Here is a 24,808-nt window from a genome sequence, read left to right as displayed (position 1 = left end):
CTCGGAGCAGACGGCTTCGGCTTCTCCGACACCCGCCAAGCCGCCCGCCGCTACTTCAAAAACGACACCCACTCCATCGTCACCAAAACCCTCCAACTACTCGCCGCCAAGGGCGAAGTTGAAGAAGGTGCCATGGAAAAGGCGATCGACAAGTACCGGCTCCTCGATGTGAACGCCGGCACCACCGGTGGAGCAGGCGGAGACGCCTAAGTCCTTTCCGGGACGTCACGCGTCACCAGCACCATCCGCGACGGCGGTCCTCACCAAAGGTGGGGGCCGCCGTCGGGCTTTAACTGCTGTACTGAACGCGGCGCCGAACGTGACGGGCGACAATGCCAGTTGTAGCCTTCGCACAAATGGAGCTTCCAACGGTGGGGCCGTATGCTCATTCCATGGCAGAGCCCACCAAAACAACTTCAAAGCGCAAGGCAGCGACCCAGGCGTTGTCGCCGGAAAAGGCGGAGACCCTGCGGCAGCTCCGCGCCAACGTAGGGCAGCTGTCCACCAGCACGATGCGCCAACTGGAGAAGTCGCTCCCCTGGTACAGCCGCTTGAGCTCAGATGAACGCTCCGCACTGGGCCTGGTGGCGCAGAACGGAATCGCCGCCTTCGTGACCTGGTATGAACGCCCCAGTTCGCCGTCCTGGATTCTCACCGATGTGTTCGGCAATGCCCCGACGGAGCTCACCCGCTCCATCAGCCTGCAGAAGGCCCTGCAACTGATCCGCATCGTGGTTGAAGTGGTTGAAGACCAAGTACCAGTCATAGCTCCGGAGTCAGACCAGCCATCGTTGCGGGAAGCCGTCCTTCGTTATTCGCGGGAGGTGGCCTTCGCCGCCGCGGATGTCTACGCCCGCGCCGCAGAGTCGCGTGGTTCCTGGGACACCCGTCTGGAGGCGCTGATTGTTGACGCCATCCTCCGGGGAGAGAACACCGATGCGCTGAGGTCGCGGATCGCGGCCCTGGGCTGGAAAGCCCAGGAGCGGTTCACTGTCATGGTGGGAAATTCACCGTCTGAGCCCAGCGCAAGCTACGTCAGCGAGCTGCGTCGCACTGCGGGCAGGTTCGCCGAGGATGCGCTGGTGGGAATCCAGGGCGACCGCCTCATCCTGATCCTGGGTGGAGTGCAGGACCGGGACACCGCGTACCTGAAGCTCAGTGAACTTTTCGCGCCGGGCGCGGTGGTGTATGGCCCTGAAGCCGGCTCCCTGCTTGAAGCGAGCAGCTCCGCCCAGGCGGCGTTCGCGGGCCTGACCGCGGCCCGTGCGTGGCCCTCCGCCCCCCGGCCTGTTGCCGCCGATGATCTCCTTCCGGAGCGCGTGGTTTCCGGTGATGATGCTGCCCGGCGATCCCTCATCAAGAACATCTACCGGCCCCTGCTCGCGGCCTCGAACGGCCTCGTGGAGACCCTCGGGACCTACCTTGAATTGGGGCATTCCCTGGAAGCTACCGCCAGGGAACTGTTCGTCCACGCCAACACAGTGCGCTACCGTTTGAAGCGTGTCTGCGACGTGACAGGCTGGGATCCGCTGCTTCCAAGGGAGGCGTTTGTGCTGCAAACGGCCTTGGTTGTAGGACGCCTTTCGGCCCCGCCGAAAGCCGTTCCCGAACGTCATGCGTCACGTTCGCAGAACTGAACCGTTGTAGACTTCCTACAAACTGACCCAGTGAGCTTGGTGTACCGAAACACCAGTGGATCACGTGGCAATTTGGAAAGCTGGATACGTGCTTGCAATCGTCTGCCCTGGACAGGGCTCCCAGACCCCCGGATTTTTGGCCCCCTGGCTGGAACTCCCCTCCGTCGAAGGCCAAGTGGCCGCCCTGAGCGAGATCGCAGGCATTGACCTCAAGGCCCATGGCACCACCTCCGACGAAGAGACCATCAAGGACACCGCCGTCGCGCAGCCGCTGATCGTTGCAGCGGGCCTCGTGGCCGCGAAGTCGCTGTTCGACGTCGAACTGAGCACCTTGCCAGTCATTCTGGCCGGCCACTCCGTTGGCGAAATCACGGCATCCGCCCTTGCCGGCGTCCTCACCGAGGCCGAGGCCATGACCTTCGTCCGTGAACGTGCCAACAGCATGGCTGCGGCAGCCGCAGTGACTCCCACGGGCATGAGTGCTGTAGTAGGCGGCGATCCCGCTGACGTCCTTGCAGCGATCGAAGCCTCCGGCGCCACCCCGGCCAACGTCAATGGAGCCGGCCAGACCGTCGCCGCGGGAACCTTCGAGCAGCTCAAGGCCCTCGCGGACAACCCGCCGGCAAAGGCGCGCGTTATTCCGCTCAAGGTAGCCGGTGCGTTCCACACCTCCCACATGGCCCCCGCAGTCAGTGCCCTTGAGGCCCTCAAGCCTTCACTGTCGCCGCAGAGCCCATCCGTGCCCCTTCTGTCCAACTACGACGGCAAGGAAGTCACGTCGGGACCTGCCGCCGTCGAGAGCTTGATTGCCCAGGTGTCCCGTCCGGTCCGTTGGGACCTGTGCATGGAAACTCTGGTGGAGCGCGGCGTTACCGGCGTCATCGAACTTGCACCGGCCGGTACCCTGGCCGGACTGGCCAAGCGCGGGATGCCCGGTGTGAAGACCGTTGCAGTCAAAACCCCGGACGACCTGTCCGCGGCTCTCGCACTCTTTGCTGAACTGGAGGGACAGGCATGAGCACGCCGGTACTCAACAAAGCCGCCGTCAATGAGAACGCCCGCATCCTGGGCATCGGCGCCTACCGCCCCGACGTCATCGTCACCAACGAGGACGTTTGCCAATGGATCGATTCCTCGGACGAATGGATCCGCCAGCGGACCGGCATCATCACCCGCCACCGCGCGGCGGAGGATGTCAGCGTCATCGACATGGCCGAAGGGGCAGCCCGGGAAGCACTGGCCCAGGCAGGCATCGAAGCATCACAGCTGGGGGCCGTCATTGTCTCCACAGTTACCCACCCCTACGCGACGCCCTCCGCAGCAGCTGCGTTGACCGACCGCTTGGGCGCGACGCCGGCACCCGCCTTCGATATTTCTGCCGCCTGTGCCGGGTACTGCTACGGCGTTGCGCAGGCTGATGCATTGGTCCGCTCCGGCGCGGCCGAGTACGTTCTGGTGGTTGGCGCAGAAAAGCTCTCGGATGTTATCGACAACCACGAGCGCACCATCTCGTTCCTCCTGGGTGACGGAGCCGGCGCCGTCGTGGTTGGCCCCTCCGACACACCCGGTATCGGCCCCTCCGTATGGGGCTCCGACGGCAGCAAGTGGGACGCCATCGGCATGACCCACTCCCTTGAAGACGTCAAGAAGCTCGGCGAGTCCGCCAGGCACTCGGACGAGATTGACGACCCCGCCATCCTTTCAGCAACCCAGGATGTGTGGCCAACCCTGCGCCAGGACGGGCAAACCGTCTTCCGCTGGGCCGTCTGGGAAATGGCCAAGGTGGCGCAGCAGGCATTGGACGCTGCAGGCATCGAAGCCAGTGACCTCGCTGCATTCGTTCCCCACCAGGCGAACATGCGCATCATTGATGAGATGGTGAAGAAGCTGAAGCTTCCCGAATCTGTTGTGATCGGCCGCGACATCGCCCAGGCCGGAAACACGTCAGCTGCCTCCATCCCCTTGGCGACTCACCGCTTGCTCCAGGAGAACCCTGGCTTGAGCGGGGGCCTTGCCCTGCAGATCGGCTTCGGCGCCGGCTTGGTCTTCGGCGCACAGGTTGTCGTCCTGCCGTAGACCTGGACCGGCCACGGCGGCCTCCAGCCAACTGAATATTCCTGACAAACCCAAACCGTAACCGCGGTTTGCCCCCTTTCCGGCAGCAGCCGGTACAACAAGAAAAGGAGCCAACAATGGCTAGCAACGAAGAGATCCTGGCCGGCCTGGCTGAAATCGTCAACGAGGAGACCGGCCTTGCCACCGAAGCCGTCGAGCTCGACAAGTCCTTCACCGAGGACTTGGACATCGACTCCATCTCCATGATGACCATCGTTGTCAACGCTGAAGAGAAGTTCGGCGTCCGCATCCCCGACGAAGAGGTCAAGAACCTCAAGACCGTCGGCGACGCCGTCAGCTTCATCGCCAACGCACAGGCCTAAGTCCTGACACCAGCTGTGCCGGGCCCGGGGCGCCAGTCCTGGGCCCGGCACAGCCGCAGTAACGCCCAAAGTTTTCCTGCCGCCCGCGCTGACCGCGAACGGGACGGCTGATCCGACAGAGAGTGATCGCATGGCACGCAAAGTAGTCATAACCGGTCTGGGGGCCACCACTCCCATCGGCGGCGACGTACCCACAATGTGGCAGAACGCGCTGAAAGGGGTCTCCGGCGCCCGTACCCTCGAAGACGAGTGGGTCGCCAAGTACGACCTCCCCGTCCACTTTGCTGCCAGGTGCTCCACGCCTGCCCTGGAGGTTCTGAGCCGGGTTGAGGCCAAGCGAATGGACCCCTCCACGCAGTTTGGCGTCATCGCCGCCCGCGAAGCTTGGTCCGACGCCGGAATCGGCGAGATCGACCACGATCGCCTTGCAGTGGCTTTTGCTACGGGAATCGGTGGCGTTTGGACGCTCCTTGATGCTTGGGACACCCTCCGGGACAAGGGTCCACGCCGTGTTCTCCCCATGACGGTGCCCATGCTCATGCCCAACGGCGTGGCGGCTGCCGTCAGCCTCGACCTCGGAGCACGCGCCGGTGCCCACACTCCGGTTTCCGCCTGCGCGTCCGGCACAGAAGCCCTTCACCTTGGATTGGACCTGATCCGGTCCGGCAAGGCGGACGTAGTGGTATGTGGTGGCGCCGAAGCAGCTATCCACCCGATGCCGTTGGCCGCTTTCTCTTCCATGCAGGCTCTGTCCCGCCGCAATGACGAGCCCGAGCGCGCTTCCCGCCCGTACGACACCGACCGTGACGGCTTCGTCATGGGTGAAGGTGCCGGCGCCTTGGTCCTGGAGGCCGAGGAACACGCCATCGCACGTGGCGCCCGTATTTACGCGGAACTCGCTGGAACTTCCGTGACGGCGGATGCCTACCACATCACCGCGCCTGACCCCGAGGGCCTGGGTGCCACCCGGGCCCTGAAGGCCGCAATGTTCGATGGCCGGATCCAGGCCGAGGACGTTGTGCACGTCAACGCGCACGCCACTTCAACCCCGGTAGGCGACAAGCCCGAGTACACGGCCCTCCGTGCTGCCCTTGGGACCCACGTGGACAACGTCGCGGTCTCGGCAACGAAGTCGCAGATGGGCCACCTCCTGGGTGCTTCAGGCGCCGTTGAGGCCGTCCTGACCGTGCTTGCCGTCTACGAACGCAAGGCCCCGGTCACCATCAACCTCGAGAACCAGGATCCCGAGATCCCCCTCGACGTCGTAACCTCCGTCCGCGACCTGCCAACGGGAGACATCGTGGCGCTGAGCAACTCGTTCGGTTTCGGCGGACACAACGCCGTCATTGCGGTGCGAAACGTCTGAACCGGGCTTCCTTAGCCCAAGGATTTCGTCCTTGACATGAAGAGGGCCCCACCATCCGGTGGGGCCCTCTTCATTGCTATGGGGTCTTGCTTATCCAGCCCGTCAGCCTACCTGGTGCAGCCAACGCACGGGGGCGCCCTCGGCTGCGTGCCGGAATGGCTCCAGTTCCTCGTCCCATGCCTCACCCAAAGCCAACGACAACTCGTGGTAAACGGCCGAAGGATCTCCGGCTCCGGATTCGTACGCGTAACGGATGCGGTCTTCGGTCACCATGATGTTGCCGTGCACATCGGTCACGGCATGGAAAATGCCGAGCTCAGGCGTGTGCGACCAGCGGGCACCATCGACGCCCTGGCTGGGTTCCTCAGTAACCTCATAGCGCAGATGCGCCCAGCCCCGAAGAGCCGACGCCAGTTGTGCCCCAGTTCCCGGCGCACCGGTCCAGGAAAGCTCCGCCCGGAACATTCCGGGCGCGGCAGGTTGAGGGGTCCACTCAAGATCGGTCCGCTTGTCCACGACCGATCCAATGGCCCACTCAACATGCGGGCAAAGTGCCGTTGGGGCCGAGTGCACGAACAAGACACCGCGGGTTGTTGCAACAGACATTCCATCCTCCATAGCTGTAGGTACGTCTTCCCCAACGACCTCTGCCCGGATGTTTGCCGATGCTGCCGGATGTCATGAAACCCATTCGGGCCCTGACAGGCTATTCATTTGTGTAGTCCTGTTGACGATCTTGGCACAGATATAACCCTCAAGCGTGAATTGAAGGTTTCCCCGTGGTGCTTTCATTTTGCCGTACGCTGCCGCTTTCCGCCAGTGCGATGACTGCAGCGTTCATGTTCAGGCCCGCGGGTGCGCCTGCTGATAGCTGTTCCTCAGCCGATCAACGGACACATGGGTGTAAATCTGTGTTGTGGCGAGGCTGCTGTGGCCAAGAATCTCCTGGACGGCACGCAGGTCCGCACCGCCGTCCAGCAGATGCGTGGCCGCGCTATGCCTGAGCGCATGCGGACCCGTGGCGGAGGTATCGCCAAGCGCCTGCAGCAAGTCACTGACCACTGAGCGGATCTGCCGGGGATCGACGCGGTTACCCCGGGCCCCCAGAAACAGGGCCGGCCCGCTCCCTGCAGTGGCGACGGCCGGACGTCCCCGCCTAAGCCAGTCATCTACGGCCACGGCAGCTGGGACACCGAACGGCACGGTGCGCTCCTTATTGCCCTTGCCCAGCACGCGAAGGGTTCTCCTGTCCGGGTCCAGATCATCTATGTCCAGTCCCGCAAGTTCGCCCACCCGGACGCCCGTGGCATAAAGCAACTCCACCATGGCGCGGTTCCTCAGGGGCATTGGACCACCTTCCTCGGCGGCGGCGACCAGGTCATCAACCATGCGGGTGACCTGCTGTTGCTGCAGCACACCAGGGAGTGACTTGCCGCGCTTGGGCGCCTGCAACCTCACAGCAGGGTCCGTCGCGATCAGTTCTTCGCGGAGCGCCCAGCCGGTGAAGGACCTGGCGGTCGCCGCACGTCTGGCCAGCGTAGCCCGCGACATTCCAGCTTCACTCTGGGCACCAAGCCAACGCCGAAGCGATCCAAGCTCCAGCTGCCTTAGCTCCTGGACACCCTCTTCCACTGCGAAAGCGAGAAGGCTCTCAACGTCCGCTGTGTAGGCACGGACGGTATGGGCAGACCGTGCCCGCTCACCTTCGAGGTACCGCCGAAAGCCCTCGACTGCGTCGGCCAAGTTTGAAGGTAGTGATCGTGCATCCACCCTTCCAACTGTGCCAGCAGTCGTTGCACGGCGACTGCACCAACATGCCTGTTCCGAAAGGCGCTAAGCACTCTTTCCACGCTTCCATGCGCCCCGCTCCGAAACGGCCAGGCCCAGCAGCCCCAGCCGGCCAAGGCCTGCACGAACGGCGACAAGGCTCAATCCCGCCACGACGGATAGTTTTTCCACGGAACTTGAGGAGCGAAGGGGCAGGGCGTCCAGAAGGATAAGGTCCTCCAGCGACAACCCGTCATGGACCGCCGCGCCTTCGCCCTTGTCCTCGGCGGCGGATTCTCCAATGGCCCCGGCAAGCTCAGCAATTTCTCCCACGTCCGTCACGCATACGGCTCCCCCCTCCCTGAGAAGGCGGTGGCAGCCGGCCGAGTTCGCGCTGTGGATTGAACCCGGAACTGCGGCCACGACGCGGCCGATCGTCTCAGCGTGATGCGCCGTATTCAGCGCCCCTGAGCGCCACCGGGCCTCCACCACCACGGTTACTGACGCAAGGGCGGCAATGAGACGGTTTCTTTGCAGGAATCTGTACCGTGTGGGTGCCGAACCCGGGGGAACTTCCGAGATCACAGCTCCCTGGGTGCAGACTGCCCGCAGGAGGTCCTCGTTGCCGGAGGGGTAGAAGCGGTCGACTCCCCCGGCCATGACCGCTATGGTGGGCAGCCCGGCTACCCCTCCGTTGAGCGCTCCCTGATGCGCATGGGCGTCGATGCCATAGGCCCCGCCGGAGACCACGCTGAAACCCCGCTGGGCCAATCCATATGCGAAGTCTCCTGTGACCGACGCACCATAGCTCGTGCTGTCCCTGGAACCCACCAGTGCGATGGCGTGTGGTGCTGACGGCAGTTCCTGCTCGTGTCCCCGCCACCACAGGCAGAGGGGTTCCTGGAGGCCGAGATCGGACAACTGTTCCGGCCAAAGGTCGTCTCCGGGAATGATCAAACGGCCACCAAGCCGCCGCATGGTTTCCAGGTCGCGCTCTGGAGCCAGGTCGGCAACACGCGGAGCCCATCGCTTGAGGCTGGTCTGGAGACCTGGCCAGCTTGCAGGTCCTCCCCCGTCGCGGAGCACCGCGGAGATCTCCTGTTCCAGAGCAGGTCCAGTTCGCAGTTCCCCTGTTGCAACGCCAAGGGCGTCGACAGGCCCCGCTACCTGGACCAGGGCCAGTCCTACGGAGTCCTGGGGTTCCATCAGGCGCGCCAGTGCTGCCCGGGCTGTCCTGTTCTTGTCGTGCTCGTTCATTCCTGTCACTCCCGTTTTCCCGATCGAATTCAAGGTGCTCATGCCGCCCCCGCAGCCTGCCTCAGGCCCAATGCCTGCCCTATGTGGTCAGCATCGGGCTTGTCGCTGAGGTCTAGATCCGCTAGCGTCCAGGCGAGCCTCAGGACACGGTCGTAGCCCCGCGCCGTCAGGATGCCCCGCTCCAAGGCGGCGTCCAGTATCCGTGTGGTTCCCGGGGACAACCGCAGTTCGCCGCGAAGGCTTCGTCCGGGGACCTGCGCATTTGTCTCGAGCGCCAAGCCGTTCAGGCGGACCAGCTGCCTTTCCCTGGCGGCTGCTACCCGCGCTGCCACTGTGCGGGTATCCTCTTCTTTCCCGGCGCTGCCGAAATCCGCCAGGGACACACGCTCAACTTGCAGTTGGATATCGACGCGGTCCAGCAGTGGGCCCGACATCCTCCCGAAGTAGCGGCGCCGCATCATCGCCGTGCAGGTGCACTCCATCCCTTTGCCGGATGCTTTCCCGCAAGGACATGGATTGGCGGCCAGAACCAGTTGGAAGCGGGCAGGATAGGCAGCAGTTCCGGCCGAACGGTGGATCACCAGCTCGCCACTTTCCAGTGGCTGCCGAAGGGCGTCCAACACCCGTCGTTCATACTCTGGAGCCTCGTCGAGGAACAGCACGCCCCGATGGGCACGTGATGCGGCACCGGGCCGCGGAAGGCCCGAACCGCCCCCGATGATGGCCGCGGCCGTTGCACTGTGGTGTGGATTCTCGAAGGGCGGCCGGCGGACCAGCCGAACAGCAGAGGCCTGGGCCGCAGCCAGGGAATGGATGGCGGTCACCTCCATTGCGGCCGTGTCCGCCAGGTCCGGTAGCAATCCGGGAAGTCTCTCGGCCAGCATGGTCTTGCCGGCCCCGGGCGGGCCGGTCAGCAGCATATGGTGTCCGCCGGCAGCAGCCACTTCCAATGCACGTCGCGCTTCGCCTTGCCCTGAGACATCACAAAGATCGGGTGCCGAGGCCAAGCTCTCCACGTCCGCGTCAGGGACATCCTCGTCCGCGGGCTCATAGTCCAGCGCGAGGTCTTTCGGGTCTGCGCCAAAGTCGTACGCCAGCCTGGCCAGCGTCTTGTAGCCCCGGACGTTTGCGCCCGGGACAAGCGCCGCCTCCGCAACATTCGCCTCGGCCACCACAATGTCGGGAAAACCGGCCAGGACGCCGGCCATCACGGCAGGGAGAATTCCACGGACCGGTCTCAGCCTGCCATCCAGGCCAAGCTCAGCGATGAACACGGTTCCGTCGATGGATCTGATGTCCTTGGCAGCCCGCAGCACCGCCATTGTGATCGCCAGATCGAATCCGGAACCACGTTTCGGAAGTGAGGCAGGGATGAGGTTCGCCGTGATCTTCCGTCGGCTCAAAGGTATCCCTGAGTTTTGCGCGGCCGAACGAATTCGTTCCTTCGCTTCATTCAAGGCAGCGTCGGGGAGCCCGAGAATCACGAAGTTGGGAAGTGTTTGGCCGATGTCGGCCTCTACTTCCACGATGTATCCGTTCAGGCCCACAAGGGCGACGCTGTAGCTGCGCCCGACCCCCATCTACCCAACACCCCGAAGGTGTTCCAGCACGGGATCACCGAGGCCGCTGTCAATCACCGACACCACATCAACACGCTGACGCCGTGCCTTGAAGTCGTGGGCGCGGCACCAGGACGCGACAAGTCGATGGAGCCGGACCAATTTGGCCGGTCCTACAGCCTCGAATGGATGCCCATAGTCCAGGCTCCTCCGCGTTTTGACTTCGGCCACCACCAAGGTGTCCCCGTCAATTGCAACGATGTCGATTTCCCCATCGGCACAACGCCAGTTGCGATCAATGATCCGCATCCCCTGGTCCGCCAGGAAATCCGCCGCCAATGCCTCGCCGTATTGGCCCAGCAGGTCTTTTGCCCTCATGGCCACCACCTCCACTGACCAGCCTTCAGGCTGGAGGCGGACGGTGACAGGGCGGCCTGCTGCTATGTGGGTAAACCGGCCGGAATCCTAAGTTGTGGAGGAACAGTGCTCCCCGGAAAAGCCCTAGTTGCCGAGATCTCCAAGGTCTCCCAGGCCGCCGTCCTTGGGCAAAGCAAGGTCTTCGCTGCGGGGCAGTTCTTCGACGTTGACGTCCTTGAAGGTGATCACGCGGACGTTCTTGACGAAGCGCGCGGAGCGGTAGACATCCCAGACCCACGCGTCCTGCAGAGTCAGGTCGAAGTAAACCTCACCGTCCGCGCTGCGGGCTTGGAGATCGACGTGGTTGGCCAGATAGAACCGTCGCTCCGTCTCGACAACGTAGCTGAAAAGACCGACTACGTCCCGGTACTCACGGTAGAGCTGCAGCTCCATGTCGGTTTCATAGTTTTCAAGGTCCTCGGCACTCATAGTTCCATCTTGCACTATCTGCTGGTTGGTACGCGCCAAGTACACAACAGCTGCGCGACTGGCAGGAACTATTCCGCCATGGCACCGGTCAAGTGCCAGCTGGTGCGGTGGTATGCACTGGGACCCTGGAGGCGGATAACGTCACGGTGGGCGGCGGTGGCATACCCCTTGTTCACATTCCAGCCATAGGCGGGCAGCTCGGAGTGGAGGTCCACCATGATGCGGTCGCGGGCCACCTTGGCCAACACACTGGCCGCCGCCACGCTGAGGCAACTCATGTCGGCTTTGACCCTCGTGTGGACAGGAGCTTCGCACAGTGCACCGGTCGGTGCCGAGTCAAAGAGAGACGCCTGGACGTCCGGTGAAAGCCAGTTGTGGCTGCCGTCCAACAGCACAAGGTCTGGAGTGATGCCGCCGTCGAGAATTTCACACCACGCACGGGTTCCGGCCAGGCGCAGGGCGGCAATGATGCCGATCTCGTCTATCTCCTGTGAGGAGGCGTGCCCCACTGCTGAGGCCAGGGCCCATTCGCGGACCAGGGGTTCCAAGCGGTCACGGTCTTCGGGTTTGAGGAGCTTGCTGTCGCGAACATCGGCCAGAAGGCCATGCTCGGCGAGGTCGACCACCGTGATTCCCACGCTGACGGGACCCGCCAACGCGCCGCGCCCTACCTCGTCCACACCCGCAAGAAGGCGCACACCTTGGGAGAGGAACGTTCTCTCCACGTCCAACGTGGGAAAACCTAGCGGGCTCTTCGCTTTCGCTTTTCCCTTGGGCGGGGTCTTGCCCTTGGGCTGGGTCTTGGCTTTGGGCTGGGTCTTGGCTTTGGCCTTGGGACCTGGACCTGGACCTGTTGCTGTGGTTGCCATCTACTTTGCGGGGGTTGCTTGGGGGACGTTACGGAAAACGTCCGGGTAGTTGTCAAGGACAGTCCATCGGTTGATGGGCCAGGCGATGACCGTGGCCTTGCCCTCAACATCTTCGATGTTCACGAATCCGCCGTTGGTTTCCTGGTGGGCCCGGGAGTCCGCAGAGTGGTTGCGGTTATCGCCCATAACCCACACTTTACCTTCGGGAACAACTACGTCGAAGGTTTGCGGAGAGGGGGTTTCGGCCGGATTGATGTAGGTCTCGTTGAGGGCAACACCATTGACGCTGATCCGTCCCTGCGCATCACAGCACGAGACGTGATCGCCGGGGAGCCCGATAACACGTTTGACCAGGTGCTGCTCGCTCGCGTCCGGAGCCAGGCCTACGAATTCGAGGGTGTCTCCTACCCAGTCCATGGGCCCGGCCGGCTTCTGGGCCACGGGCGGGAGCCATGCCTGGGTGTCCTTGAAGACCACTACGTCGCCGCGCGAGAGGTCGAATGGCCCGGGAACCAGCAGGTTGATGAAGATGCGGTCGTGAACGTCCAGCGTGCTTTCCATGGACTCGGAGGGTATGAAGAAAGCCTTGAAAAGGAACGTTTTTAACAGGAATGACAGCACCAGCGCAATCACCACGACAGTGGCAATTTCCTTGACCCATACCAGCACCGGGTTCTTGCCCGGTTTTTCCGCCTCTGCCCGGGTCTCCGCACCATCTGAAGGCGCCGTTTCGTCCGAGAGCCGCGCGTCGTCGTCGTACCGCTCTGGGGTCCCGGGAGCTTTGTCCGGCATCTACTGTCCGTCCTTCGATGATGTTTCGGCCTGCGTGGAGCGAGGCATCCCTGTAAATCTATCAAGTGGCCAGATGATCTGGACCGGCCGTCCGATAACCCGTTCCATGGGAACCATGCCGCCGCCCGGCGCGCCCAGCAGCCCACGGGAGTCGGCAGAGCGCGAACGATGATCACCCATCAACCAGAGGCGGTCCCGGGGCACCACGACGTCGAACTTCTGCGTGCTGGGTTCATCGCCCGGGTAAAGATAGGGTTCCTCAAGTACCTGACCGTTCACTGTGAGCTGCCCGGTGGCATCGCAACACTGAACATGGTCACCGGGGACGCCAATGACCCTTTTTACGTAGGTGGTGTCACTGCCCGTCAACCCAAACCACTGTCCCGCCGCGTTGACCGCATCCACGAACGGACCCTTGCCGCTGCTGAGCGGCGCGAAGGAGCCGCGCCCGTCAAATACCACGACGTCGCCCCGGCGGATAGGCTCGGCGCTGAAATCGGTGCGCGATACCAGGATCCGGTCGCCGGTCATCAGCAGCGGCTCCATGGATTCGGACGGAATGTAATAGACGTCGACCCACAGTGAGCGCACCAGGCCGCTGATGGCGATGGCGAGGACCAGGGCCAGCAAAACAAAACGCCAGCCCTGTTTCCGGGGCTGGCGTTCTGATGTGTCCATGACTCGTATCCTGTGTTGCGTTGCGGATTGCTCCGGATCAACCGGGCACGAATCCTGGACCCGTTGCGTAAGTCGCGGGACTTACTTGGCGAAGTCGCGCTTTTCCTTGATCTTCGCAGCCTTACCGCGCAGTGCGCGCATGTAGTAAAGCTTGGCGCGGCGGACGTCACCCTTGGTGACGACCTCGATCTTTTCGATGATCGGGGAGTGTACCGGGAAGGTACGCTCTACGCCGACACCGAAGGAAACCTTGCGCACGGTGAAGGTTTCGCGAACGCCGTCACCCTGGCGGCCCAGGACGAAGCCCTGGAATACCTGGACACGGGAGTTCTTGCCTTCGATGATGTTGACGTGAACCTTGAGGGTGTCACCCGCGCGGAACTCAGGAACATCGCTACGCAGCGAAGCTGCATCTACGCTATCGAGGATATGCATTAATCCACTCCTGGTGAACGCCACAGGTCATTCACTTTGGGTTACGGCGGACAAGCCCGGGGCACACCAGGCCACCGGAAATTTCCGCCGAAGTTTCTTAGTGTCCGGCTCCACCACTGATTGGCGTCACCGGGTTGTCCGACTGTTGGCTGAACTCCCCCTGTGGCAGGTGTCAGCCCAGCAGACACAAGGGTTAATTCTGCCACATGCTCAGCCATCCGACCAACTGGCGGGACCCACAGCGTTCGACGGCGGCCGGCGGCTTAGTCGGTGGACTCACCGCGGCGGGTGGCCCGAAGCCGGCCATCGACGATCTCGTAGCCGAGCTCCGCGAGGGCGTTGCGGTCCGCGCGACTCAACGTACCGGCGTCGAAATCCGCCAGAAGGTCCGGGCGGCGTTCGGCGGTACGACGGAACTGCTCATGGCGGCGCCATTGGGCAATCTTGCCGTGATTGCCGCTCAGCAGGATCTCCGGCACGTCATGGTCACGCCAGGATGACGGTTTGGTGTAGACGGGATACTCCAGCAAACCGTCGGAGTGGGACTCCTCGATCAACGACTCGGGGTTGCCGACCACCCCGGGAAGGAGGCGGCCGATCGCTTCCACCATGGCGAGGACGGCTACCTCGCCTCCGTTGAGCACGTAGTCGCCAAGGCTGACCGGACGCACCGTGAAGTGCTCGTGGGCCCAGTCGATGACGCGTTCGTCGATGCCTTCGTAGCGGCCACAAGCGAAGACCAGCTGCTCTTCCTCGGCGAGTTCGTAAGCCAGCGCCTGGGTGAAGCGCTCCCCCGCGGGTGAGGGAACAATCAACACCGGCTTGGTGCCCGCCTCCGCAGGGGCTATGGACTCAAGCGCCTGCGCCCAGGGTTCAGGCTTCATGACCATGCCGGCACCGCCACCGTACGGTGTGTCGTCCACCGTACGGTGCTTGTCCGTGGTGAAGGTACGCAGATCGTGGACGTTCAGCTCCAGCAATCCGTCCTGCCGGGCCTTGCCTATGAGGGAAAGCTCCAGCGGGGCAAGGTACTCAGGGAAGATGCTGACGACATCGATCCTCATTCAGCAGGCTCCCCGTTGGAATCCCCGGCACCTTCGTCGTTGAGCTCGAACAGGCCCGAGGGCGGCGTGATGAGGATGTAGCCGTCCTCGATGTTGACCTCCGGGACGATTTCGTCAACGAAGGGAACCAGGATCTCCTTGCCGTCTTCGGATTCTATGACCAGCAGGTCCTGGGCGGGCATGGTGTTCAGTGCGGCAACCTTGCCAACAATCTGGGCACCCACACGCGCCTGAAGGCCAACGAGTTCGTGCTCGTACCAGCCTTCCTCGTCGTCGTCGTCGTCGAGTTCTTCCGTTTCAATGAACAGCTTTGCCCCACGGATGGCTTCAGCGGCATTGCGGTCCGCGATCTCCTCGAAGCCAAGCAGCAGGATTTCCTTGTTCCACCTGGCGCTGCGGACAGTCAACGGGCCGGCTGAGGCCGGCTCCACGACGAACTCGGTCCCCGCGACGAATCGCTCTGCGGGCGCGTCGGTGAGTACCTGCACCGTCACCTCGCCACGAATGCCATGGGGTTTGCCGATCCGGGCCACCTGGAGCTGCATGGGTTCCTCTGAATTCTGTTGTTCCGCGCCGCCGGGCAGTCGCGGTAGTGAAGTGTTGGACAAAGCAATCCGGCCCCTCCACCATATTCGGTGAAGGGGCCGGACCTAAGACAAAAAGTGCTGAGCGCGTTACCGGCGGCGGTCGGTATCGACGACGTCGACCCGGACCTGCTCGCCACCAGCCAAGGCAGCAACCACAGTGCGCAGTGCACGTGCAGTACGTCCTTGACGGCCGATCACCCGTCCGAGGTCCTCCTGGTGAACGCGCACCTCGAGGGATTCCCCGCGACGGTTGTTCCTGGCACTGACCTTGACATCCTCAGGGCTGTCAACGATCCCGCGGACCAAGTGCTCGAGCGCTTCTGCCAGCAACTTACTCAGCCTCGGTGGTCTCTGCTTCAGCCTCGGCCGGAGCCTCAGCAGCGTCGTCCTTCTTGGCCTTCTTGGTGATGGCTTCCGGGATGATGACGGAACCCTTCTCCGGAGCTACGAAAGCTTCCTTCGGAGCTTTGGTCTTCAGGGTGCCTTCCTGGCCCGGGAGGCCCTTGAACTTCTGCCAGTCACCGGTGATCTTGAGGATCGCGGCAACCTGCTCGGTCGGCTGGGCACCAACGGAGAGCCAGTACTGGGCGCGCTCGGAAGCGACCTCGATGTACGACGGCTCTTCGGTGGGGTGGTACTTGCCGATTTCTTCAATGGCACGGCCATCGCGCTTGGCGCGGGCATCCATGACGACAATGCGGTAGTACGGTGCGCGCATCTTACCGAAGCGCTTAAGGCGAATCTTTACGGCCACTTTTGTGGTCACTCCTGTTTCTGAAACGGGGTTGAACCGGGCGTTCTGCACCCGTGGGGCGGGCCATACTTGGCGGTTCGAAGGACAAGATACGAGCACGGAGAGAGGGGCCGCACCGATCGAGTACCTGTCTATTGTGCCAGATGCCCGCGGCATTTACGACTTACGCCGCACGGGCCGGTGAGTTCTTGGTCACTTTGCGGACGGCGCCTTCACCGGACCGGACGGCGGATGCTCATTCCGACCAGACGTAGAGCCCGGTCCGCTCGGTCTTTTCCACGTCCGCGGCAAGGGCGGCCAGTTGCTGGACGTATTGCCGTGACTGCGCGGCTTCAAAGGGCATGTCTTCCTGCGCAGCCCAGGCGGCAGCGACGTCGTCGAGGACGTTGGCTTCGCCTTCGCTTTCGTAGGTGAGCAGTTCGGCCAGCGCCCTCACCATCGCCTCGGGAACGCCGAGAAGCGCATCACTGGTGACGTCCACCAAGGCAAGTTCGTAGTCGGCGCCCGCAGCATGGACCGCCTGTCCGGCAAGGTCGCCAAGCTGTTCAACTTCGTAGTCCGTAATGTCCTTGATCCGGACCGCGGGTCCGGCAACATCGGCACCCTTGCCCAGGGCGGCTGCCCGCTTGAGTGCTTCGTCGTGGGTGGCTACAAAAATTTCGGCAAAGCCCATGGAAAGTACTCTCAATCCTTAGTGCTGACGGGGCGTGCGGCGCAGGACAGGAGGTCCCGCACCGTCACTGCCCAGCCTAGTGCAGCTATGCGCCTGCCTGGACGCCGGCGGCGGAATCGGGCCGGCGCACGGCAACGCGCAGCTTGTTCCTCCACGGGTCTTCGAACTGCAATTCGGCGCCCGTGTGGTGGTTCTGCACTCCGGCCACCCGCAGGCGGTCTGCCAGTGCGCCGACGTCATCGCCAGTGGGCACCTCAATGAGCACTTCCCCGAGCCCCAGGGTGTCCTTCCGGGGGCCGGCGCCGCGGCTGTTCCACACATTCATGGCCATGTGGTGGTGGTACCCACCGGCGGAGACGAACAGCGCCTGGCCATGCCAACCCGCGGTCTTCTCGAAGCCCAGGGTTTCGACGTAGAAGTTGTGGGCCGTGGCGACGTCGCCCACCTGAAGGTGGACGTGGCCTATTCCGGCCGCCGCTTCGTGCTGGCCCGTGACCGCGGCTTCGCTCAGGTGCTGCTGGAGGAAACGCTGCGGCGGGAGGGCCACATTGTCCATGACCACATTTTTGCCGTCCCACTGCCAGCTTTCGCGCGGCTTGTCGTAGTAGAGCTCAATGCCGTTGCCTTCCGGGTCGGTGAAGTAGAACGCTTCACTGACCAGGTGGTCCGCACTTCCCACGAAGGCACGGGGTTCATAACCGGCGGCGGTTGCGATGGTGGCCGCCAATGAGGGCTGGTCCTGGAAGAGGATGGCGGTGTGGAACAGCCCGGCCTCACCACGCCCTGGAAGCTGGAGACCGGCAGCCGGGGCCAAGTGGACCACGGGCTTGCCGACCCGCCCGAGGTAGAGGCCGCCGTCCTGCTCGGCAACAACCTCCAGCCCCAAGGCGCGCTGGTAGTAGTCACTCATGACTTTCATATCGCCGACCTTGAGCATAACGGTGCCCATGGCGAGGTCGGCAGGCAGAAGGTCCTGTATGGATGAAGCGGACATGTGAAGCTCCCGGTGTTGATGCGGCCGCCTTTCGGCACGTTCTACCTATCTAAATTACTTGAAGCTTCAATTTATTCCTAGCGGATCAGCTGCCCTCGCAGGACGACGTGTTTGAGTGCCGAAACGGTACTGACGTTCCGGCGCGGATCCTCGTGGCAGATCACGACGTCGGCACTCGCCCCTTCGCTGATGGCTTCGGCGCCCAGCCACTTCCGGGCGCCCCACGTGGCGGCGTCAAGGACCGCGGCCGGCGGCAGGCCGGCGTCGTGCAGTTCGTTCATTTCGTCGGCAATACGGCCATGTCTGATGACGCTCCCGGCGTCCGTACCGGTGTAGATGGCGACTCCGGCTTCGTACGCCTCCACCACACGTTCACGCCGCCGCTCCCAGAGGCGCGTCATGTGGTGGGCGTATTCAGGAAATTTTGGCGCGGCCTGGGCAGCGATATCCGGGAAGGTGGCGATGTTGACCAGCGTGGGAACGATCGGGACGGACTGCTCCACGAGCCTGGGGATGTGTCGTGGCAACAGACCCGTTGCGTGTTCGATGCAGTCGATACCGGCATCGAGCATGTCATCGATGGTCTCTTCCGCGAAGCAATGCGCCGTGACCCTGGCGCCCTCGTCGTGCGCAGCCCGGACGGCGTCCCTTACGGTCCTGGCAGGAAAGGAGGCCGCCAGGTCACCTATGCCGCGATCGATCCAGTCCCCGACCAATTTCACCCAACCGTCGCCGTCGCGCGCTTCCTTCCGAACGGTCTCCACCAACTGCTCCGGCTCAATCTCGTGACCCAGCCCGCGCAGGTACCTGCGGCTTCGGGCGATATGGCGGCCGGACCTGATCAGCCGAGGCAAGTCCTCCCGTTGCTGCACCCACCGTGTGTCGCTGGGCGATCCACAGTCGCGGATGAGCAGAGTCCCGGCGGCCAGGTCCGCCTGGGCCTGTGCGAGGGTAGTGGCCTCGTCCACCGCGCCGCCGGGGCCCAAGCCGATGTGGCAATGGGCATCAACAAATCCGGGGAGGACCCAGCCATCGAGCACCTTCTCCGGCTGCCCTGACGGACGTTGGAAGGTCAGCGTGCCTCCAACGGACCACATACCACGTCGTTCCTGATCCGCGGCGACGAGCACTGGTCCGGTGAATTCGATGATGTTGGACATGCCAAAATCCTAGTCCGCGCCGGGGCCCCTGCAGGTGCCGCCTTCATGTGACTGGGCGCCCCATGGCAGCTGTGGTAGCTTCGTCTACGACCACACGGGGGCCCTTGCAGGGGCTGAGATCGGGCTGAGGCAGCCTGCGACCGTTGAACCTGTCCGGGTAATGCCGGCGAAGGAAGTGAGTAATCCTTTGAGCACCACCAAAACACAGCACAGCCCTACCCAAAACAGCCCTGTCGAAGACACGGTTGTTACGCAGTCCTTGAAGTCCCATTCGCTCGCCTACGTCGAAGACCCTGCCAGCGGCATCCGCGTTCCGGTGACCGAAATTTCGCTTGAGCCTTCCCCCAACGGCCAGGCCAACGCGCCGTTGCAGGTCTACCGGACGGCCGGCCCCGGGAGCGATCCCGTAGTAGGGCTCGAACCATTCAGGGCCGCCTGGATTGAAGCCCGCGGCGACACCGCACCCTACACGGGCCGCGAACGCAACCTGCTCGACGACGGCAAGGCGGCTTTGCGGCGAGGCGCGGCCTCTGCGGAGTGGAAGGGGGCGCAGCCCGTGCCCCGCCGCGCCGTCGAAGGCAAAACCGTCACCCAGATGCACTACGCACGCAATGGCGTGGTGACCCCCGAAATGCAGTTCGTCGCGTTACGGGAGAACTGCGACGTTGAACTGGTCCGGAGCGAAGTCGCCGCCGGCCGGGCGATCATTCCCAACAACATCAACCACCCCGAGTCCGAGCCCATGATCATCGGCAAAGCCTTCCTGGTGAAGATCAACGCCAACATCGGAAACTCGGCCGTCACCAGTTCCATCGCCGAAGAAGTGGACAAACTTCAGTGGGCCACCCAGTGGGGCGCGGACACCGTCATGGACCTGTCCACCGGCGACGACATCCACACCACCCGCGAGTGGCTCATCCGGAACTCCCCGGTACCCATCGGCACGGTGCCCATCTACCAGGCGCTGGAGAAGGTCAATGGTGAAGCCAACAAGCTCACGTGGGAGATCTTCCGCGACACCGTGATCGAGCAGTGCGAGCAGGGCGTGGACTACATGACCATCCACGCCGGTGTGCTGCTGAGGTATGTGCCGCTGACCGCCAACCGCGTCACGGGCATCGTCTCCCGAGGCGGCTCCATCATGGCCGGATGGTGTCTGGCCCACCACCAGGAAAACTTCCTCTACACGCACTTCGACGAGCTGTGCGAAATCTTCGCCAAGTACGACGTCGCGTTTTCCTTGGGAGACGGCCTGCGCCCGGGCGCGACGGCCGACGCAAACGACGCCGCACAGTTTGCCGAACTCGATACTCTGGCCGAGCTGACCCAGCGTGCCTGGGAATACGACGTGCAGGTCATGGTGGAGGGTCCCGGTCACATTCCGTTCCATCTGGTCCGGGAGAACGTGGAGCGCCAGCAGGAACTGTGCAAGGGCGCCCCGTTCTACACACTGGGACCGTTGGTCACCGACGTCGCTCCAGGCTACGACCACATCACCTCCGCCATTGGTGCCACTGAGATTGCCCGGTACGGCACAGCCATGCTCTGCTACGTCACACCCAAGGAACACCTGGGCCTGCCCAACAAAGACGACGTGAAGACAGGCGTGATCACCTACAAGATCGCGGCCCACGCCGCTGACCTGGCCAAGGGGCACCCCGGCGCCCACGAACGGGACGATGCCCTTTCAAAGGCCAGGTTCGAATTCAGGTGGCGGGACCAGTTTGCCCTGTCCCTGGACCCGGTCACGGCGGAGTCCTTCCACGACGAAACCCTGCCGGCAGAGCCTGCCAAGACGGCACACTTCTGCTCAATGTGCGGCCCCAAGTTCTGCTCCATGCGCATCAGCCAGGACATCCGCGATGAGTACGGCTCGGCAGAATCCCAAGCGGCGATCGCAGAAATGTACAGCGGAATGCAGGAAAAGAGTGCCGAATTCCTGGCCTCCGGCGCGAAGGTGTACTTGCCGGAGCTTCAGGTTCCTCGAACTCAGGACGCCTGAAGTGAGCGCGTCCGCTCCACGTCTGCAACAAAGGTGCGGATGATGTGATCCCCGTCGGATGAATCCTGGGGCCGGTGCCCGCCAGCTGCAACGCGGCGAAGGGCACCGGTCTCCTGGAGGTACGCCGCAATTTCCTCATACAAGGGTTCCCACCCACCGGTCAGGACCAAGGTGGGCACTCCGGGAACGATGTGCAGCGGGGCCTCCCAAGGCGGCGCCTGCAGCCTTAGGCGGCGAGCCGCGCGCTGTGCCTCAAGGGATTCCAAGCCACCCGTTTCAGCAGAAAAGGCACGCAGGTAATACTCGCGTTGGTAATCAGCGTCGTTGAGCTGGCCCCGAACCTCGTACAGCGGTTCCATCAGGGCCCGGTGGGAAGCCGTGGCCGGAAGCTCCGCTGTCAACGACAAGCAGGCCGGTTCCACCACGACGAGTGAATGGACAAGGTCCGGGCGATCCACAGCTGCCAGCATGGCCGGGATGGCTCCTTGCTCATGAGCCACCACGTGACCACCCCCGGAATCAGCCAAGGCCTCAATCACAATGGCCACATCGGCTGCTACGTCGGACTCGACGGGCTCGGCCACTGGATCAAAGCCGTGCCTTCGCAGAAACAAGGCGTCGTAGCGGAGCGCCATTCCGTGCTGTTTCGGCCACGCCGCAGCACCGAAACTGCCCACTCCATGGAGGAAGACCACGCGCTGCTTCTGCATTGGTTCAGCCTATGCGACGGCTCTGACATCCAACCCGTGCAGGTTGGGAATGTCAGCGCGGTTATTTGCCGAGGAACTTGTCGAAACCCTTGGGAAGGTTCAACGATGACGGATCGAAGTCTGCTGCGCCCTGACCAAACGCTGCACCCGTGGGAGCTGCCGAAGCTGCGTTGGCCCGCTTGGCCTCGGCATCGCGCAACTCCTGGGCCGCCTTGGCCGGATTGCCGGAACGTGCCTTCTTCTTCGGGGCGTTCTTGCCATTCTTGCGTCCCCCACCGGGACCGCCAAGGCCGGGCATTCCGGGCATACCCGGCATGCCGCCACCCTGGGCCAGCTTCTTCATCATCTTCTGCGCCTGGGCGAAACGCTCCAGCAGCCCGTTGACCTCGGAAACATGGACGCCCGAGCCCTTGGCGATACGTGCCCGGCGGGAACCGTTGATGATCTTGGGGGCAACACGCTCATGCGGCGTCATGGAGCGGACGATGGCCTCGACGCGGTCGATTTCTTTTTCGTCGAAGTTCTCCAGCTGCTGGCGGATGTTTTGCGCACCCGGCATCATCATGAGCATCTTCTTCATGGAGCCCATGTTGCGGATCTGCTGCATCTGGGCGAGGAAGTCGTCCAGGGTGAAGTCTTCCTGGTCAGCGAACTTCTTCGCCATCCGGGCAGCTTCTTCTTTATCCCAGGCCTTCTCAGCCTGTTCGATCAGGGTGACGACGTCACCCATGTCCAGGATGCGCGAGGCCATACGGTCCGGGTGGAAGAGTTCGAAGTCGTCCAGGCCTTCACCCGTGGACGCGAACATGACCGGTTTGCCGGTAACCGACGCTACAGACAGCGCGGCACCACCGCGGGCATCGCCGTCGAGCTTGGAAAGGACGATGCCGGTGAAGTTGACGCCTTCATCGAAGGCCATCGCCGTGTTTACGGCGTCCTGGCCGATCATGGAGTCGATAACGAAAAGAACTTCGTTGGGAATGATCGCCTGGCGGATCCGGCGGGCCTGGTCCATCATCTCGGCGTCGACACCGAGGCGGCCGGCCGTGTCAACGATCACGACGTCGTGAAGCTTCTGGCGCGCTTCTTCGACACCGGCCTTGGCTACGGCAACCGGGTCACCGGCGGGGTGCTCAAGTTCGGAGGACGTGGCGCCGGGGTGCGGGGCGAAGACCGGGACACCGGCACGCTGCCCAACAACCTGGAGCTGCGTCACTGCATTGGGGCGCTGAAGGTCGCACGCCACCAGCAGGGGGCTGTGCCCCTGGGCCTTGAGCCACTTGGACAGCTTGCCCGCAAGGGTGGTCTTACCGGCACCTTGAAGGCCGGCCAGCATGATGATGGTGGGGCCGGTTTTCGCCAATCGGATACGGCGGGTCTCGCCACCGAGGATCTCCTTGAGTTCCTCGTTGACGATCTTGACGATCTGCTGGCTCGGGTTCAAAGCCCCCGAAACTTCGGCGCCAAGGGCACGTTCGCGGATGCGCCCGGTGAACTCGCGGACGACGGACACGGCGACGTCCGCGTCCAGAAGGGCACGGCGGATCTCCCGAACTGTGGCATCGACGTCAGCCTCGGTGAGGCGGCCCTTGCCACGAAGGTTCTTGAAGGTTGCTGTCAACCGGTCAGAGAGTGAATTGAACACGCGCCGTGCACTTCTTTCGATGGTCTACGAATGGTTGCCGGTCCGGCGTTATCCACGGGACTCGACTATCTAGGGTACCAAGTCGCGCTGACAAGGTGGCATGCTGGCACAGTGACCAGTAAAACAACTGTAAAAACGTTGCTCATCCTCGGCGCGTCCGGGGACCTGACAGGCAGGCTGCTCCTTCCCGGGCTTGCGGGACTGTTGGCGGCCGGACGGGCGCCGGGCCTGAAGCTGGTGGGTGCCGGGTCCGACCCCTGGTCTCCCGAACAGTGGCAGGAAAGGGTCAAGGGCGCTTTCGCAACGGCGTCGAAATCGGCGGATGCGGCCGGAAACGCGGCGCTTGACGCTGTTGCCAACAGCACCTCCTACCACCAGGTGGACGTAACAGCGGATGGCCCCCTGGCTGATCTGCTGGCGCACTTGGAGGGACCCATCGCCGTCTATTTCGCGCTGCCTCCACACGTCAGCCAGAAGGCCTGCGAGGTACTGCATCGGGACCAAGTGCCCGCGGGAACGCGGCTCGTGATGGAGAAGCCATTCGGTTCTGGCACGGAATCAGCCCACGAGCTGAACAGGACACTGGCGGCGCTGGTGCCCGAGGACCACATTCACCGCGTAGACCATTTCCTGGGCAAAGCCACGGTCCTGAACATCCTGGGCCTCCGCTTCGCCAACCGCTTCCTTGAGCCCGTCTGGAACCGCGACCACATTGAAAAGGTTGAAGTCATCTTCGACGAGGACCTGGCACTCGAAGGACGGGCCCGCTACTACGACACCGCAGGGGCCTTGAGGGACATGATCCAGAGCCACCTCCTGCACATCATGGCGTTCCTGGCCATCGACGCCCCAGCCACCATTGAGGAACGCGACCTCCGCGATGCCGTAGCCACCGTGCTGCGGGCCAGCAGCATCAAAGCACCCTATGAGGCCTCCACCCGCCGGGCCAGGTACACGGCAGGAACGCTGGGGGAGCGCACAGTGCCCGACTACGCGGCCGAGCAAGGAGTGGATCCCGGCCGCAACACCGAGACACTCGCAGAGGTGCAGGTGGAAATCGACAATTGGCGCTGGGCGGGAGTTCCCTTCATTCTCCGCTCTGGCAAGGCGTTGGGGCGCCGACGCAAGGAAGCAGTCATCACTTTCCGGCCGGTTCCGCACCTGCCAAAGGGATTCTTGGGGATGGACTCCCCCAATCAGCTCCGCATTGGATTCGGCCCGGACGTCCTGCAACTGGATGTGGATGTCAACGGCCCCGGAGACATCTTCACCTTGGACAGGGCCAGCCTTGTGGCTGAGCTGAACGCTGCAGACCTGCTGCCCTACGGTGAAGTCCTGGAAGGCATCCTCACCGGCGATCCTTTGCTGTCCGTGCGCGGAGATACTGCCGAGGACTGCTGGCGGATCGTTGAGCCCGTGCTGCGTGCCTGGGAAAAGGGCGAAGTTCCCTTGGAGGAATACGACGCCGGCAGCGCCGGGCCGGCCTCCTGGCCCACCGCCGTCGAGGACTGACGCCGCCGTCGAACGCAAAAGCGGGCCGGGTACCTTTCAGTGGTACCCGGCCCGCTGTGTTCT

27 protein-coding genes and 1 riboswitch are annotated in these 24,808 nt (G+C 63.4%); of the genes, 8 read left to right on the top strand and 19 right to left on the bottom strand.

Translation table 11 applies throughout. From position 1 onward, the window contains the following. The 6 genes from ACFUOZ_RS18015 to ACFUOZ_RS17990 form a co-directional block, all read left to right on the top strand. Window positions 1–210: hypothetical protein (locus ACFUOZ_RS18015; RefSeq protein ID WP_377550587.1), on the top strand; the 210-nt coding region annotated here is incomplete at its 5' end. 182 nt (window positions 211–392) lie between these two features. Beyond that, window positions 393–1,637 carry a PucR family transcriptional regulator gene (locus tag ACFUOZ_RS18010; protein ID WP_377550585.1) on the top strand — a complete coding sequence of 415 codons (1,245 nt, stop codon included), beginning with the start codon at window positions 393–395 and terminating at the stop codon, window positions 1,635–1,637. Window positions 1,638–1,725: 88 nt separating this feature from the next. Beyond that, window positions 1,726–2,655, top strand: coding sequence for an ACP S-malonyltransferase (locus ACFUOZ_RS18005; RefSeq protein WP_377550583.1), 930 nt, complete (start codon window positions 1,726–1,728; stop codon window positions 2,653–2,655). Next, window positions 2,652–3,713, top strand: a complete 1,062-nt coding sequence (locus tag ACFUOZ_RS18000) for a beta-ketoacyl-ACP synthase III (RefSeq protein ID WP_262275240.1) — start codon at window positions 2,652–2,654, stop codon at window positions 3,711–3,713. The genes ACFUOZ_RS18005 and ACFUOZ_RS18000 overlap by 4 nt, the downstream gene beginning before the upstream one ends. A gap of 116 nt (window positions 3,714–3,829) precedes the next feature. Continuing rightward, window positions 3,830–4,075, top strand: a complete 246-nt coding sequence (locus ACFUOZ_RS17995; RefSeq protein ID WP_011692310.1) for an acyl carrier protein — start codon at window positions 3,830–3,832, stop codon at window positions 4,073–4,075. Window positions 4,076–4,205: 130 nt separating this feature from the next. Beyond that, window positions 4,206–5,441, top strand: coding sequence for a beta-ketoacyl-[acyl-carrier-protein] synthase family protein (locus ACFUOZ_RS17990; RefSeq protein WP_377550580.1), 1,236 nt, complete (start codon window positions 4,206–4,208; stop codon window positions 5,439–5,441). Between the two features lie 102 nt (window positions 5,442–5,543). On the opposite strand, the gene ACFUOZ_RS17985 is transcribed toward ACFUOZ_RS17990, so the two are convergent. The 17 genes from ACFUOZ_RS17985 to ACFUOZ_RS17905 all read right to left on the bottom strand — a co-directional run bounded on the left by ACFUOZ_RS17985 (window position 5,544) and on the right by ACFUOZ_RS17905 (window position 18,876). Beyond that, a complete protein-coding gene (locus ACFUOZ_RS17985) occupies window positions 5,544–6,047 on the bottom strand; it encodes a DUF3145 domain-containing protein (RefSeq protein WP_018776197.1) in 504 nt (167 codons plus the stop codon). A gap of 237 nt (window positions 6,048–6,284) precedes the next feature. Then, window positions 6,285–7,211: a tyrosine recombinase XerC gene (locus ACFUOZ_RS17980; protein WP_377550578.1), complete on the bottom strand. Its 927-nt coding sequence runs from the start codon at window positions 7,209–7,211 to the stop codon at window positions 6,285–6,287. 63 nt (window positions 7,212–7,274) lie between these two features. Continuing rightward, window positions 7,275–8,465, bottom strand: a complete 1,191-nt coding sequence (dprA, locus tag ACFUOZ_RS17975; protein WP_377550595.1) for a DNA-processing protein DprA — start codon at window positions 8,463–8,465, stop codon at window positions 7,275–7,277. A gap of 38 nt (window positions 8,466–8,503) precedes the next feature. Further along, window positions 8,504–10,045 (bottom strand): YifB family Mg chelatase-like AAA ATPase, encoded by a 1,542-nt coding sequence (locus ACFUOZ_RS17970; protein ID WP_377550576.1) that lies wholly within the window; start codon window positions 10,043–10,045, stop codon window positions 8,504–8,506. Beyond that, a complete protein-coding gene (locus ACFUOZ_RS17965; RefSeq protein ID WP_377550593.1) occupies window positions 10,046–10,411 on the bottom strand; it encodes a YraN family protein in 366 nt (121 codons plus the stop codon). 114 nt (window positions 10,412–10,525) lie between these two features. Beyond that, the gene (locus tag ACFUOZ_RS17960; protein ID WP_018776202.1) at window positions 10,526–10,870 is read right to left on the bottom strand and encodes a DUF2469 domain-containing protein; all 345 of its coding nucleotides are present in this window, start codon (window positions 10,868–10,870) and stop codon (window positions 10,526–10,528) included. A gap of 68 nt (window positions 10,871–10,938) precedes the next feature. Next, window positions 10,939–11,739, bottom strand: coding sequence for a ribonuclease HII (locus tag ACFUOZ_RS17955; RefSeq protein WP_377550574.1), 801 nt, complete (start codon window positions 11,737–11,739; stop codon window positions 10,939–10,941). Then, complete coding sequence (gene lepB, locus ACFUOZ_RS17950) at window positions 11,740–12,531, bottom strand: signal peptidase I (protein ID WP_377550572.1); 792 nt, start codon at window positions 12,529–12,531, stop codon at window positions 11,740–11,742. Further along, window positions 12,532–13,209, bottom strand: a complete 678-nt coding sequence (lepB, locus tag ACFUOZ_RS17945) for a signal peptidase I (protein WP_377550570.1) — start codon at window positions 13,207–13,209, stop codon at window positions 12,532–12,534. It lies immediately after the preceding gene. A gap of 81 nt (window positions 13,210–13,290) precedes the next feature. Then, window positions 13,291–13,644, bottom strand: coding sequence for a 50S ribosomal protein L19 (rplS, locus tag ACFUOZ_RS17940; RefSeq protein WP_144659988.1), 354 nt, complete (start codon window positions 13,642–13,644; stop codon window positions 13,291–13,293). Between the two features lie 263 nt (window positions 13,645–13,907). Then, window positions 13,908–14,708, bottom strand: a complete 801-nt coding sequence (gene trmD, locus ACFUOZ_RS17935) for a tRNA (guanosine(37)-N1)-methyltransferase TrmD (protein ID WP_377550568.1) — start codon at window positions 14,706–14,708, stop codon at window positions 13,908–13,910. Then, entirely contained in the window at window positions 14,705–15,253 is a 549-nt protein-coding gene (rimM, locus tag ACFUOZ_RS17930) for a ribosome maturation factor RimM (RefSeq protein ID WP_377550566.1), read from the bottom strand. Before rimM ends, trmD begins: the two co-directional genes overlap by 4 nt. 129 nt (window positions 15,254–15,382) lie before the next feature. After that, window positions 15,383–15,625 carry an RNA-binding protein gene (locus ACFUOZ_RS17925; RefSeq protein WP_144659985.1) on the bottom strand — a complete coding sequence of 81 codons (243 nt, stop codon included), beginning with the start codon at window positions 15,623–15,625 and terminating at the stop codon, window positions 15,383–15,385. Window position 15,626: 1 nt separating this feature from the next. Then, window positions 15,627–16,049, bottom strand: a complete 423-nt coding sequence (gene rpsP / locus ACFUOZ_RS17920) for a 30S ribosomal protein S16 (protein WP_018776208.1) — start codon at window positions 16,047–16,049, stop codon at window positions 15,627–15,629. 235 nt (window positions 16,050–16,284) lie between these two features. Next, window positions 16,285–16,722: a hypothetical protein gene (locus tag ACFUOZ_RS17915; RefSeq protein ID WP_377550563.1), complete on the bottom strand. Its 438-nt coding sequence runs from the start codon at window positions 16,720–16,722 to the stop codon at window positions 16,285–16,287. An 85-nt stretch (window positions 16,723–16,807) separates the two neighbouring features. Next, window positions 16,808–17,716 (bottom strand): VOC family protein, encoded by a 909-nt coding sequence (locus tag ACFUOZ_RS17910; protein ID WP_377550561.1) that lies wholly within the window; start codon window positions 17,714–17,716, stop codon window positions 16,808–16,810. Between the two features lie 77 nt (window positions 17,717–17,793). Continuing rightward, window positions 17,794–18,876 carry an amidohydrolase family protein gene (locus ACFUOZ_RS17905; RefSeq protein WP_377550559.1) on the bottom strand — a complete coding sequence of 361 codons (1,083 nt, stop codon included), beginning with the start codon at window positions 18,874–18,876 and terminating at the stop codon, window positions 17,794–17,796. Window positions 18,877–18,960: 84 nt separating this feature from the next. Beyond that, window positions 18,961–19,068, top strand: a riboswitch (TPP riboswitch). Between ACFUOZ_RS17905 and thiC the strand changes: the two genes are divergently transcribed. Continuing rightward, complete coding sequence (gene thiC, locus ACFUOZ_RS17900) at window positions 19,064–20,878, top strand: phosphomethylpyrimidine synthase ThiC (protein WP_377550591.1); 1,815 nt, start codon at window positions 19,064–19,066, stop codon at window positions 20,876–20,878. It overlaps the preceding riboswitch by 5 nt. On the opposite strand, the gene ACFUOZ_RS17895 is transcribed toward thiC, so the two are convergent. Next, window positions 20,866–21,588, bottom strand: coding sequence for an alpha/beta fold hydrolase (locus tag ACFUOZ_RS17895; protein WP_377550557.1), 723 nt, complete (start codon window positions 21,586–21,588; stop codon window positions 20,866–20,868). The genes thiC and ACFUOZ_RS17895 overlap by 13 nt on opposite strands. A gap of 61 nt (window positions 21,589–21,649) precedes the next feature. After that, the gene (gene ffh, locus ACFUOZ_RS17890; RefSeq protein ID WP_377550555.1) at window positions 21,650–23,233 is read right to left on the bottom strand and encodes a signal recognition particle protein; all 1,584 of its coding nucleotides are present in this window, start codon (window positions 23,231–23,233) and stop codon (window positions 21,650–21,652) included. A gap of 111 nt (window positions 23,234–23,344) precedes the next feature. On the opposite strand from ffh, the gene ACFUOZ_RS17885 reads away from it, so the two are divergent. Then, window positions 23,345–24,745 (top strand): glucose-6-phosphate dehydrogenase, encoded by a 1,401-nt coding sequence (locus tag ACFUOZ_RS17885; RefSeq protein WP_377550553.1) that lies wholly within the window; start codon window positions 23,345–23,347, stop codon window positions 24,743–24,745. Window positions 24,746–24,808 lie beyond the last annotated feature (63 nt).

Source organism: Paenarthrobacter sp. NPDC057355, assembly GCF_042667405.1.
GTDB lineage: Bacteria > Actinomycetota > Actinomycetes > Actinomycetales > Micrococcaceae > Arthrobacter.
Note: the sequence above shows the minus strand (reverse complement) of the source record. Positions and strands in the feature narration are given on the sequence as shown.

Coding starts and splice junctions, on each gene's coding strand:
- ACFUOZ_RS18010 (WP_377550585.1), top strand. CDS start 393: ATGGCAGAGCCCACCAAAACAACTTCAAAGCGCAAGGCAGCGACCCAG.
- ACFUOZ_RS18000 (WP_262275240.1), top strand. CDS start 2,652: ATGAGCACGCCGGTACTCAACAAAGCCGCCGTCAATGAGAACGCCCGC.
- ACFUOZ_RS17995 (WP_011692310.1), top strand. CDS start 3,830: ATGGCTAGCAACGAAGAGATCCTGGCCGGCCTGGCTGAAATCGTCAAC.
- ACFUOZ_RS17990 (WP_377550580.1), top strand. CDS start 4,206: ATGGCACGCAAAGTAGTCATAACCGGTCTGGGGGCCACCACTCCCATC.
- ACFUOZ_RS17985 (WP_018776197.1), bottom strand. CDS start 6,047: ATGTCTGTTGCAACAACCCGCGGTGTCTTGTTCGTGCACTCGGCCCCA.
- dprA (WP_377550595.1), bottom strand. CDS start 8,465: ATGAACGAGCACGACAAGAACAGGACAGCCCGGGCAGCACTGGCGCGC.
- ACFUOZ_RS17970 (WP_377550576.1), bottom strand. CDS start 10,045: ATGGGGGTCGGGCGCAGCTACAGCGTCGCCCTTGTGGGCCTGAACGGA.
- ACFUOZ_RS17960 (WP_018776202.1), bottom strand. CDS start 10,870: ATGAGTGCCGAGGACCTTGAAAACTATGAAACCGACATGGAGCTGCAG.
- ACFUOZ_RS17955 (WP_377550574.1), bottom strand. CDS start 11,739: ATGGCAACCACAGCAACAGGTCCAGGTCCAGGTCCCAAGGCCAAAGCC.
- lepB (WP_377550572.1), bottom strand. CDS start 12,531: ATGCCGGACAAAGCTCCCGGGACCCCAGAGCGGTACGACGACGACGCG.
- lepB (WP_377550570.1), bottom strand. CDS start 13,209: ATGGACACATCAGAACGCCAGCCCCGGAAACAGGGCTGGCGTTTTGTT.
- rplS (WP_144659988.1), bottom strand. CDS start 13,644: ATGCATATCCTCGATAGCGTAGATGCAGCTTCGCTGCGTAGCGATGTT.
- trmD (WP_377550568.1), bottom strand. CDS start 14,708: ATGAGGATCGATGTCGTCAGCATCTTCCCTGAGTACCTTGCCCCGCTG.
- rimM (WP_377550566.1), bottom strand. CDS start 15,253: ATGCAGCTCCAGGTGGCCCGGATCGGCAAACCCCATGGCATTCGTGGC.
- ACFUOZ_RS17915 (WP_377550563.1), bottom strand. CDS start 16,722: ATGGGCTTTGCCGAAATTTTTGTAGCCACCCACGACGAAGCACTCAAG.
- ACFUOZ_RS17910 (WP_377550561.1), bottom strand. CDS start 17,716: ATGTCCGCTTCATCCATACAGGACCTTCTGCCTGCCGACCTCGCCATG.
- ACFUOZ_RS17905 (WP_377550559.1), bottom strand. CDS start 18,876: ATGTCCAACATCATCGAATTCACCGGACCAGTGCTCGTCGCCGCGGAT.
- ACFUOZ_RS17895 (WP_377550557.1), bottom strand. CDS start 21,588: ATGCAGAAGCAGCGCGTGGTCTTCCTCCATGGAGTGGGCAGTTTCGGT.